This is a genomic window from Micromonospora sp. KC723 (assembly GCF_004348595.1).
Lineage (GTDB): Bacteria > Actinomycetota > Actinomycetes > Mycobacteriales > Micromonosporaceae > Micromonospora.
The window spans coordinates 1-10031 of the sequence record NZ_SMKD01000175.1 but is presented as its reverse complement, the minus strand read 5'-3'; the positions used below and the strand labels follow the sequence as shown (position 1 = coordinate 10031).

Genomic DNA, 10031 nt, shown 5'->3' with positions numbered 1-10031 from the left:
CGATCCCACCCCGCGGAGGGCGTCAAGGACAGCCGGGGCGGACGGCCTCGGAGCACGCGAAACGTCCGTACGGTGACGCCGGGTGACTGCGGACCGGCTGCCCGGAAGCGGTAAGGTCTGCCCTGGCCCAGCGACGGGGGAGGTGGACGTGGCACGCGGTGGCGTGTTCTGCGTCGAGGGGCAGTGGCACCGCGACCTGCACGAGCGCGGATCCGTCCTGCCCACCCTGGAACTGCTGGAACGGCTCGGCCGGATCCGCTTCATCCACAAGGACGCCGCCACCCGCGACGAGCTCTTCTACTTCCTGGACCGCTGGCTGCTCAAGCAGTACGCCGACTACCGGGTTGGCTTCTTCGCCATGCACGGGGAACCGAGCCGGCTCTGCCTGACCGACTGGGACTCGGTGGCGCTCGCCGACGTCGCGGAGCGGATGGCCGGGCGGTGCGAGGGGCGGCGGCTCTACTTCGGGAGCTGCTCGGTGCTGCGCGCCTCCGACGCCGCGCTGCGCGCGTTCCTGGACGTCACCGGAGCGGCGTTGATCTGCGGGTTCACCCGTGAGGTCGACTGGGTGGAATCCGCCGCCTTCGAGACGGTGCTGCTCGACGTGCTCGCCAACGGCCAGCGGCACAACGCCGCCGAGCTGCGGATGGGTTCCGCGCACTGGGCTCCGCTGGCGGCGTACCTCGGCTTCCGGGTGATCTACGCCAACGGCCGGGCCTGGCGGCCGACGTCCCGGCCCCGGGTGCCCACCCAGACCGCACCGGGCCGGCTCGCCGGGCGGGCCCGCTGAGCCGGTCCGGCCGGCGCGCCCGTCGCGGCGGGGCCCGACGGCCGGCGAGGCGGCACGCGGATGGCCTGGTAGAACCATGGCATGCCACGCAGTATCGCGAGCAACACCCGGGTGGACCGCGACGCCCTGATCCAGTTCCTCCGTCCCCGGCACCGGGTCGTGCTGATGACCACCCGATCCGACGGCCGCCCGCAGTCCTCTCCGGTGGCCTGCGGCGTCGACGCCGAGGGCCGCCTGATGATCTCCACCTACCCGGAGCGGGCGAAAGCCCGCAACATCCGGCGCGACCCCCGGGTCTCCGCCTGCGTCCTCTCCGAGGACTGGGACGGCCCCTGGGTGCAGGTCGACGGCACCGCCGAGGTGCTCGACCTGCCGGAGGCGCTGGAGCCGCTGGTGGAGTACTTCCGCAGCATCTCCGGCGAGCACCCGGACTGGGACGAGTACCGGCAGGCCATGGTGACGCAGGGCAAGTCGCTGATCCGGGTGACGATCGACAGCTGGGGGCCCGTGGCCACCGGTGGCTTCCCGTCCCGGCTCGCCGACTGAACGCCGCTCAGTACGCGGCGGTGAAACGCATGTTCTCGAAGCGCGGGGCCTCGATCTCGTCGACGACCGCCACCGCCAGGTCCTCGTAGGTCAGCACCGATCGCCCCTGGTCGTCGAGGACCGGGTGCTCGGTGCCGGTCCGGTACCGGCCGGTCCGCTCGCCCGGGTGGAACTCCAGCGGCGGCGGGGAGACGTAGGTCCAGGTCACCCCGTCGGCCGAGGAGCGGTACCAGGCCAGCGCGTCGGCCTGGCCCAGTGCCGCGTCCCGGTACTCCTCGGGGAAGTCCGGCTCGTCCAGGAACGGGGTGTCCTTCGACGTCAACAGGGTCGCGCCGCCGCCGACGTGGATCACCCGGGGCGAATCCGGCACCTCCCGCAGGACGGTGATCAACGTCTGCGCGGCGTCCCGCCACAGCGCCCGCTGGCCGCCGCCGACCGCCACCACGATCACGTCGGCCTCCGCGGCGAGTTCCCGCACGCTACGGGCCGAGGTGACGTCGCCGGTCACCACGTGCACCCCGGCGGGCAGCCAGGTCACCGACTCGGGACGGCGGACCGCCGCCGTGACCCGGTGCCCCCGGGCCATCGCCTCGGTGACGATCCGCGAGCCGGCGGTGCCCCCGGCGCCGTACACCACGATGTTGCTCATGCCGTCCAGGCTATGGAGCACCCCGGCCGGCCGTCGGCGGAACGGCCCAGGCGGTGCCCCGGATCCCCGCGCGGCTCAGTCGACCAGGGCGGAGTAGACGAGTTGCCGCAGCTGCGAGCGCAGCGGGTAGGTGCTCGACGGCATCAGCTGGGTGAAGAACAGCGCGGTGATCTCCTCGACCGGGTCGACCCAGAACGCGGTGCTGGCCAGGCCGCCCCAGTAGTACTCGCCGACGCTGCTGGGCACCCGCGCCGGCACCGGGTCGGTCACGACGGCGAACCCCAGGCCGAAGCCGATGCCGTCCAGCACCGTCTCGGCGTACCCCTCCGGCTCGAACGACGCCAGGTCGCCCCCGCCCGGCAGGTGGTTACGGGTCATGTACCGCACCGTGCGGGGGGCCAGCAGGCGTACCCCGTCCAGCTCGCCGCCGCGCAACAGCAACTGGGTGAACCGGTGGTAGTCGGCGGCGGTGGAGACCAGCCCGCCACCCCCGGAGAGGCACTGCGGACGGTGGAGCGCGGCGGCGCCGAACCGGTCGGCCCGGACCACCCGGCCGGTCGCCGGATGCGGCGTGTAGAGCGCGGCGAGGCGCTTGGCGTCCGGCTCGTCGACCCAGAACCGGGTGTCGGCCATGCCCAGCGGATCGAGGATCCGTTCGGTGAGGAACTCGTCCAGGCGCTGCCCGGAGACGACCTCGACCAGCCGGCCCAGCACGTCGGTGGAGACGCCGTAGTTCCAGCCGGTGCCGGGCTGGAACATCAGTGGCAGCTTCGCCATCCCGGCGGTGGCGGCGGCGAGGTCAAGGCCCGGTGGCACGCCGACGTCGTACCCGGCGGCGCGGTAGAGGGCGTCGACCACCGAGGTCTGGGCGAAGCCGTACGTCAGGCCGGAGGTGTGGGTGAGCAGGTGCCAGACCCGCACCGGTTCGACCGCCGGCACGGTGTACGCCCTGAGCGCCGATCCCTTGTCGAAGACCCGGACGTCGGCGAACTCCGGCAACCAGCGGCTGATCGGGTCGTTCAGCTCGAACCGGCCCTCCTCCCACAGCATCATCGCGGCGACGGAGGTGATCGGCTTGGTCATCGAGTAGATCCGCCAGATGGTGTCCGGCTCGACCGGCACGCCCGCCTCGACGTCGCGCAGCCCGTACGTGGCGGAGTGCGCGACCTCGCCGCGCCGGGTGACGACGACCTGCCAGCCGGCCAGCCGCCCCTCGTCGACGTAGCGGCCGAAGTGTCCGTCGATCCGCGCGAGCCGCGCGGGGTCGAAGCCGATCTGGTCCGGGTCGGTGCTGCGTGCCACGCTCACGCCCGCGAACGTACTAGCCGGTACGGCGGCGGTGGAAGAGTCGGCCGTCACTGTCGGTCCTGACGGCTACGGTGAGCCGATGCCGGAGACCACCGAGGACGCCACCTTCCGCGACGACGACTGGTACGCCGACGCGCTGGTCGACCGGCACTTCGTGCGGTGTTCGTTCCAGCGGGTGGATCTCACCGAGGCGACCATCCGGGGTGCCACCTTCACCGAGTGTTCCTTCGGCAGGGTGGCCCTCAACGCCTCCCGACACGTCGACTCGGCCTTCATCCGGTGCGCGTTCCGGCGGTGCAACCTCTTCGAGGCCGAGTTCGTCGGTTGCAAACTGGTGGGCAGCACGTTCCAGGAGTGCGACCTGCGCCCATTGCGGGTGACGGGCGGGGACTGGTCCTTCGTCGCGTTGCCCGGCGCCGACCTGCGCGGGGTGACCTTCGCCGGCGTACGGATGCGGGAGGCGGACCTGACCGGGGCGGACCTGACCGAGGCGACCGTGACCGGCGTCGACCTCTCCGGCGCGCAACTGCACGCGGCCAGGCTGGTCCGAACCGACCTGCGGGGCAGCGACCTGACCGCGCTGGATCCGACGTCCGTGCAGCGCGCCGGCGCGCTGATCGACGCGGAGCAGGCGGTCGTGCTGGCGCAGGCCCTGGGTTTCGAGATCCGCTGACCGGACGTGCCGGTCGGCCGTCGGGGCAGCGTGTCCGGCCTGATCATTTTCGGCCCGTCGCGGTGGTCGGCGGAACCGTGCTGTCCGAAGTGGAGTGATGCCCGGCACGGCCGGAGGGCCTCCCCGCACCGTGACCGCATCGACACGGGACCGCTAAGATCCCTACTCGGCTGAGCGGGTCGATCCGGGCGTCGTTAGGACGGTTTTTTGTTACCGCCGTTTGGTAACGAACTGGAAACGCTGACGGGCCGGGCTATGGCGTAAGCGGTCGTGCGAATGAAAACGTGACGGGGCTCACGTCGGCTCCCCGCGATCATGGTCGGGCCGACGCGGTGTGCGGAACGGAGAAACGGTGGCGGACGACCAGGTGAGACGGATCGGACCGGGTCCGTCCGGCGGCGCGAGCACTCGGCTCGCCCGACACCGGCAACGCCGCCGCCGCCGGACCATCGTTTCGCTGAGTGCCCTGACCGGCCTGGTCGTGCTGGTGTCGTACCTGAACCTCACCGCGGACCCGGCGCCCCCGGCCGAGGACCGGGCGCTGCCGCCCGGCGCGCCGACGGTGGCCGGCCGACCCACCGGCCTGCCCGGGGAGGTGACCGAGACCGGTGTCGCCTCGCCAGGGCTGCGACCCCGGCAACGCACGCCGTCGCCGGCCCCGTCCGTGACCCCCACGTCGCCCCCGGCCGCCAACCCGCAGCCGCCGGTTCCGATGCTCACCGTCACCGAGGCCGAGGTGCCGGCCACAGTGGACCTCACCACCCTCGGCAGCCGCGACTGGGTGCACTGGGGACTGCGCGGCCCCGAAACCGAGATCCGCAAACGTGGCGGGTCGCTCGAGATCCGCGACGAGGGCGGTCGCGGCGCGCGCGGCAGCATCGACACCAACCCGGAGTCGTTCCGCTGGCGCGACGGCACCCCCGTCGGGTCCGTCGGCGGGGCCATGAGCGGCGTGTACACCTGCGGCGTCGGCAACGGCTTCCGCCTCGCTGTTGTCGGAAACGGCGAACTGCGCACCGTCCACGTCTTCGCCGGCGTCTGGATGGCCCGGGGGCGACTCGACGTCCGGCTCTCCACCGGCGGCCCGACCAGGACTTTGCGGCTGGAGGACCCGCACACCAGCCACACCGCCCAGTGGGTCGTGCGGTTCCGGGTGCCCCGGGATGAGAAGCTGCTGATCTCGTGGGTCGTCGAACAGGCGTTCAACTCCGGCTGCGGCAACGTCGGCCTCCAGGCGGTCGCGTTGCGCTGAGCCGGATCCGTACCGGGGTGAGGGCGGGGCTCACCGGGCGGCGGGAACAATCGCGCACGGTGGCGCGAGGTCGCCACCGCCGACCGAAGGTACGGGCTGTCCCAGAATAGCCGCGACCCGGGCACTGACGAGCGGAAACGCGAAACCGCTGGCCTCGCTCCCACTGACGTCACTCTATTTGACGGACGGCCCGACAGGGGGCACGGTGGTGGTAGGGGCGCCAGGGATGTGCCCCGATCAGCCGGGCGACGGCCGTTCGCCGTCCGACGCGCGCCGGTCGACTGTCGTGCGCGCCGCCCATCCCGAAACCCACGAGGAGTTCCCTCATGCTCACCATGACCGACAACGCTGTGCTGGTCATCCGCGATCTCGCCGCCCAGCAGGACGTCCTGACCGACGGCGGGCTGCGCATCGCCGCCGACACCGAGGCCGGCTCGCTCACCGTCGAGCTGGTGCCCGAGCCCGCCCAGGGCGACCAGGTCGTCGACAACCAGGGGGCGCGGATCTTCCTCGACCCGGATGCCGCCGAGCTGCTCAACGACACCTCCGTGGACGCCTCCGTCGACGACGAGGGCGTGGTGCAGTTCGGCTTCACCGAGAAGGAGTGACTCAGCCGGCCCGGCGGGTCTCACCGCCCCGGTACGGCCGGCCAGGCCGCCCGCGCTCGTCGCTGGACCACCGGCCGTACCGCCGTTCGTCCGTCGGCCGGATCAGCGCCGCCAGCACGTACGCCAGGTGGTGCGAGGTGCTCCAGGCCGTCCAGTTGGCCGGCGACCCGGCCCCGGCCACCCGCCGGGCCCGGCGTAGCAGCTCGTGGTCGCCCCAGGAGAAACCCGCGCCGGCCGCCGGCCAGTGCGGGGCGGACACCAGCGTGCGGCACAGGTCGGCGAAGCGCTCGTCGCCCCGCCCGCCCCGTCGCGACCACCGGTACACCCACCAGGCCCCGTCGGCGGTGTAACGGACGGTGGGCACCCGGTCGCCGGCCCCGTCGTCGCCGGGTGCCGCCGGCGCGACACCGTAGTCGCCGTACCCGACCCCGAGATCGGCCAGTCGCTGCCAGAGCTGCCAGTCCCAGCGGTCGAGGCGTACCGGCTCGTCGGTGGGAAGCCGGTGCAGCGTGGGTGGCATGCCGCCGGCGGCCACGGTCACCGTTCGCCACGCGTGCCGGCGGGACCAGTCCACGAGCCGGCGTACCCGGGGTTCGGCCGCCCGCAGTTCGGCCGGGCAGCAGACGTCACCGGCGTCGACGAGCAGGTCGCACTGCTCCGGTACGAGGCGGGCGTGCCGCCAGATCCGTTCCGCCGCCGCCGTGGTCGCGTCCGGGCCCGACCGGTCCCGCCTGGCCCGCAACCGGACCACCGCGCGCCGGGCGTACGCCTGCGCCGCCGCCCCGTGTGCCACCAACCGGCGGTCGCTGTCCGCGAGCCCGATGGCCGGCACCACCGGTACGCCCCAGCGAACCAGTTCCGTCTCCGGCGCGTCCGGCAGGGTGGAGATGTCGACCGCCGGGACCAGCCCGGCCGGCAACCGACCGAGCAGGTCCACCAGCGAGCTGTCGACTGTGGAGACCATGAGGACCGGAGCGAGCAGTGTGGCCGCGGCGTTGTCGAGATGAGCCAGCGCCTCCAGCTCACCCCGTCGGCTGGCGAGGAGGGGGCGGTAGACCGCTTCCGCCACCCGACTCCCGTGGGCGGGCACCATACTTCAATCTACCGGGACATCGGCCCCTATCGCAGGCTTTCCTCATGGTGGACCGGGAGTCGGCGGCGTACCGGCCAGTGTGGTCGGGTGGACGCGGTCACCGCGCTGCGGGTGAGCGCGCGGCGGCGCACGACCCGAGGGTCGTCGCGTCGCCGCGCTCCGGCCGTCTCCCACCATCGCAGCCATCCGGCGGTACGCCGGCGGGGACCTGGCTCGACCGGTGGTGCGCACCGGCCGGAGTGGTCGTTGCCCGTTCCTGCCGAGGTCAAACCTCATCGGGACGGGAATCGCACCATCTGCCCCGTCTCGGCGTGACCCGGGGCCAGTCTGGGTATGACGGCGCCATGGAGCATTTCACGATCGCGACCGTCGCCCAGAAGAGCCCGGACTTCCGGCGGGTGCTGTGGACGGGCGAGAAGACCCAGTTGGTGATCATGACGATCCCGCCGGGCGGTGAGATCGGCGAGGAGGTCCACGACGGGATCGACCAGATCCTCACCTTCGTCAGCGGCACCGGCGAGGCCCGGGTCGCCGGCGAGACGAGGGAGGTCGCCCAGGGCGACCTGGTGGTCGTTCCGGCCGGCACGAAGCACAACTTCGTCAACACCGGGCCGAACCCGCTGGTCCTCTACACCGTCTACGGCCCGCCGGAGCACGCCGACCAGGTGGTGCACCGCACCAAGGAGGAAGCCGACGCGGCCGAGGCCGCCGGCGAGGACGAGCCGCCGACGTCCTGATCCCGACCTGCCGCGACCGCTGGGTGTCAGCCGATGCTCAGCCAGCGTCGGCTGCGCCGCCCCGGCTCGTACACCGAGTCCAGCCGTTTCGCCACCACGCCGGGCAGCCCCTGCGCCCGGGCGGTGTCGAGGGCCTCGGCCCCGGCACCGGGAAACCACGGCGGCGTCTGCCAGTGCGTCCCGGCCAGCGCCAACCCGTCGAGCAGTTCCCGCCGCTGCGCGTACGGCACGTCGAGACTGGCCACCCCCTCCAGCCAGAGCAGGTCGAAGACCAGGAACTGGGCGTCCGGGGCGGCCCGTCCGGACCGTGCCGGCCGGACCCGGCCGCGGGTGTCGATCCGGACCAGCACCCCGTCCAGTACGGCCTCCGTGGGCGCCAGCGCCTCGGCCATCCCCCGCAACCACGGGTACGCCCCGGTCACCTCCTCGTCGGTCTCCGACAGTAGCCGCAACCGGCCGCCCGAGACGTACGCCATCGCGCGCACCCCGTCCCAGCGCAGCTCGTACCCCCAGGCGTCGGCGTCACGGGGCAGCCGCGCGGCCCCCGTCGGGCGCATCGGCCGCACCAGCTCCGGCATGGGGGTCCATCCCGGTGGCGGTGGGTCGGTACGGCGGACCATCCAGTCGCGCCCGTCTCGGCCGCCGGTGGCGAAGAGCACGTACCGGCCGCTGGTCCGCTCCCCGTCGAGGACCACGACCACCTCGTCGTCGCGCCACTTCTCGCAGTGGTAGGTGCCCCGGTCGTGGATCGTCATCGTCCCGCCGCCGTACTCGCCGGCCGGGATCTCGCCGTGGAAGTCGAGATACTCCATCGGATGGTCCTCGGTGTGCACGGCCAGGTGGTTGCGCCCGGTGTCCCGGGGCAGGCCACGCGGCACCGCCCAGGAGGCGAGCACCCCGTCCCGCTCCAGCCGCAGGTCCCAGTGCAAGGACCGGGCATGGTGCTGCTGGATCACGAACCGTGCCGCGCCGGCTCCCTCGCGCCGGCGCGGCGGCCGGGGCGGCACCGGTTCCGGGGTCCGGGCCGCGTCCCGTCTGCGCCGGTACTCCTCCAGCCGGTCAACCACACCCGCATTCTCCGGCAATCCGCCCCGGTTCGCCGGTCGCCTGGCATGTCCCCGAGTATCACGGGTAGAACCGTCGGTATGGACCACGACCAGCCCACCGTCCTGCTTTCCGGCGACGTCCGGATGCCGCTGCTCGGCTTCGGCACCTGGCAGGCCACCGGCGAGGCCGGGTACGACGCCGTGCTGGCCGCCCTCGACGCCGGTTACCGGCACATCGACACGGCCACCATGTACGGCAACGAGGCGGAGGTCGGCCGGGCGGTCAGGGAGAGCGGGCTGCGCCGGGAAGACGTCTTCATCACCACGAAGCTGCCGCCACAGCGGGTGGGCCGGGAACGGGAGACCATCGAGGCGAGCCTGCGCGCGCTGGATCTGGAGTACGTCGACCTGTGGCTGGTCCACTGGCCGCCGACCTCCCCGGCGGACAACATCCCGGTGTGGCGGGAGATGCTCGCCGCACGGGACGAGAACCTCGCCCGCGCGGTCGGGGTGAGCAACTACAGCACCGCCCAGATCGACGAGCTGATCCAGGCCACCGAGGAGAACCCGGCGGTCAACCAGATCCGCTGGGGTCCGTACCTGTACGACCGGCAGCGGCACGCCGAACACCGGGACCGGGGCGTCGTGCTGGAGGGCTACAGCCCCTTCAAGACCACCGATCTCGCCGACCCGGTGCTGGTCCGCATCGCCGCCGCGCACGGCGTGTCGCCGGCCCAGGTGGTGCTGCGCTGGCACATCGATCACGAGATCGTGGTCATCCCCAAGTCGGTGACACCGGAACGGATCCGGGTGAACGCCGACATCTGGGGATTCTCACTGACGGCGGAGGAGATGCGCGACATCGACGCGCTGGCCCGCTGAGCCGATCATCCGCCACCACCCCACATCCGTTCCGCCAGAACCGCGACAGGCGAGGAAGGGGCGTGACTGATGGGCACGCCCCTTCCTGCCTGGTGGTCGAGCGTCAGGCGCGTGAGCAGGTGACGCCGTTGAGCGAGAAGCTGGTCGGTGACGAGTACGCCCCGCTCAGCGTCCCCTGGTAGCCGAAGCTGGTCGTACCCCGGGGCGCGATCGTGCCGTTGTGGCCGATGTTGCGGGCGGTCACGTTCTGACCGCTCTGGCTGACCGTGGCGTTCCACGCGTTGGTGACCCGCTGCCCCGACGGCAGGGTGTAGGCCAGCGTCCAGCCGTTGATCGTGCTGGCGCCGGTGTTGGTGATCCGTACGTCGGCGGTGAAGCCGGTTCCCCACGAGTTCGGCGTGTACGTCACCGCGCACCCGGTGTCGCCCGGCGGCGGGCTGGTGGGGG

12 protein-coding genes are annotated in these 10031 nt (G+C 72.6%); 7 read left to right on the top strand and 5 right to left on the bottom strand.

Annotated elements, in window-relative coordinates; translation table 11 throughout:
- The first annotated feature begins 148 nt into the window (after nt 1-148).
- Both E1165_RS25840 and E1165_RS25835 read left to right on the top strand, forming a co-directional pair.
- On the top strand, nt 149-790 hold the full coding sequence (locus E1165_RS25840; protein WP_132394334.1) for a DUF6642 family protein: 642 nt from the start codon (nt 149-151) through the stop codon (nt 788-790).
- An 81-nt stretch (nt 791-871) separates the two neighbouring features.
- Nucleotides 872-1336: a PPOX class F420-dependent oxidoreductase gene (locus tag E1165_RS25835; RefSeq protein WP_132394333.1), complete on the top strand. Its 465-nt coding sequence runs from the start codon at nt 872-874 to the stop codon at nt 1334-1336.
- Nucleotides 1337-1343: 7 nt separating this feature from the next.
- Here the strand turns inward: E1165_RS25835 and E1165_RS25830 are convergent, their stop codons facing one another.
- On the bottom strand, nt 1344-1985 hold the full coding sequence (locus E1165_RS25830) for an NAD(P)-dependent oxidoreductase (RefSeq protein ID WP_132394332.1): 642 nt from the start codon (nt 1983-1985) through the stop codon (nt 1344-1346).
- Between the two features lie 75 nt (nt 1986-2060).
- Nucleotides 2061-3293, bottom strand: a complete 1233-nt coding sequence (locus E1165_RS25825) for a serine hydrolase (protein ID WP_132394331.1) — start codon at nt 3291-3293, stop codon at nt 2061-2063.
- Nucleotides 3294-3372: 79 nt separating this feature from the next.
- Here E1165_RS25825 and E1165_RS25820 point away from each other — a divergent pair, with 79 nt between their 5' ends.
- From E1165_RS25820 to E1165_RS25810, 3 genes are all read left to right on the top strand, one after another.
- Nucleotides 3373-3966 (top strand): pentapeptide repeat-containing protein, encoded by a 594-nt coding sequence (locus E1165_RS25820; RefSeq protein WP_132394330.1) that lies wholly within the window; start codon nt 3373-3375, stop codon nt 3964-3966.
- Nucleotides 3967-4318: 352 nt separating this feature from the next.
- Nucleotides 4319-5218, top strand: coding sequence for a hypothetical protein (locus E1165_RS25815; RefSeq protein ID WP_243704990.1), 900 nt, complete (start codon nt 4319-4321; stop codon nt 5216-5218).
- A 326-nt stretch (nt 5219-5544) separates the two neighbouring features.
- Nucleotides 5545-5826, top strand: a complete 282-nt coding sequence (locus E1165_RS25810; RefSeq protein ID WP_132394329.1) for an iron-sulfur cluster assembly accessory protein — start codon at nt 5545-5547, stop codon at nt 5824-5826.
- 1 nt (nt 5827) lies between these two features.
- Here E1165_RS25810 and E1165_RS25805 read toward each other — a convergent pair whose 3' ends face one another.
- A complete protein-coding gene (locus E1165_RS25805) occupies nt 5828-6895 on the bottom strand; it encodes a beta family protein (RefSeq protein ID WP_243704989.1) in 1068 nt (355 codons plus the stop codon).
- A 368-nt stretch (nt 6896-7263) separates the two neighbouring features.
- On the opposite strand from E1165_RS25805, the gene E1165_RS25800 reads away from it, so the two are divergent.
- On the top strand, nt 7264-7656 hold the full coding sequence (locus E1165_RS25800) for a cupin domain-containing protein (RefSeq protein WP_132394327.1): 393 nt from the start codon (nt 7264-7266) through the stop codon (nt 7654-7656).
- A 26-nt stretch (nt 7657-7682) separates the two neighbouring features.
- Here the strand turns inward: E1165_RS25800 and E1165_RS25795 are convergent, their stop codons facing one another.
- Nucleotides 7683-8723, bottom strand: coding sequence for a DNA polymerase ligase N-terminal domain-containing protein (locus tag E1165_RS25795; RefSeq protein WP_132394326.1), 1041 nt, complete (start codon nt 8721-8723; stop codon nt 7683-7685).
- Nucleotides 8724-8801: 78 nt separating this feature from the next.
- On the opposite strand from E1165_RS25795, the gene E1165_RS25790 reads away from it, so the two are divergent.
- Nucleotides 8802-9584, top strand: coding sequence for an aldo/keto reductase (locus E1165_RS25790; RefSeq protein ID WP_132394325.1), 783 nt, complete (start codon nt 8802-8804; stop codon nt 9582-9584).
- Nucleotides 9585-9687: 103 nt separating this feature from the next.
- Here the strand turns inward: E1165_RS25790 and E1165_RS25785 are convergent.
- Nucleotides 9688-10031, bottom strand: a 344-nt coding sequence (locus tag E1165_RS25785; RefSeq protein ID WP_207917040.1) for a cellulose-binding domain-containing protein, incomplete at its 5' end; no start/stop codon positions are given.

Excerpts from the sequence above, each read along its gene's own strand:
- E1165_RS25835 (WP_132394333.1), top strand. The coding sequence starts at position 872 with ATGCCACGCAGTATCGCGAGCAACACCCGGGTGGACCGCGACGCCCTG.
- E1165_RS25830 (WP_132394332.1), bottom strand. The coding sequence starts at position 1,985 with ATGAGCAACATCGTGGTGTACGGCGCCGGGGGCACCGCCGGCTCGCGG.
- E1165_RS25820 (WP_132394330.1), top strand. The coding sequence starts at position 3,373 with ATGCCGGAGACCACCGAGGACGCCACCTTCCGCGACGACGACTGGTAC.
- E1165_RS25810 (WP_132394329.1), top strand. The coding sequence starts at position 5,545 with ATGCTCACCATGACCGACAACGCTGTGCTGGTCATCCGCGATCTCGCC.
- E1165_RS25800 (WP_132394327.1), top strand. The coding sequence starts at position 7,264 with ATGGAGCATTTCACGATCGCGACCGTCGCCCAGAAGAGCCCGGACTTC.
- E1165_RS25790 (WP_132394325.1), top strand. The coding sequence starts at position 8,802 with ATGGACCACGACCAGCCCACCGTCCTGCTTTCCGGCGACGTCCGGATG.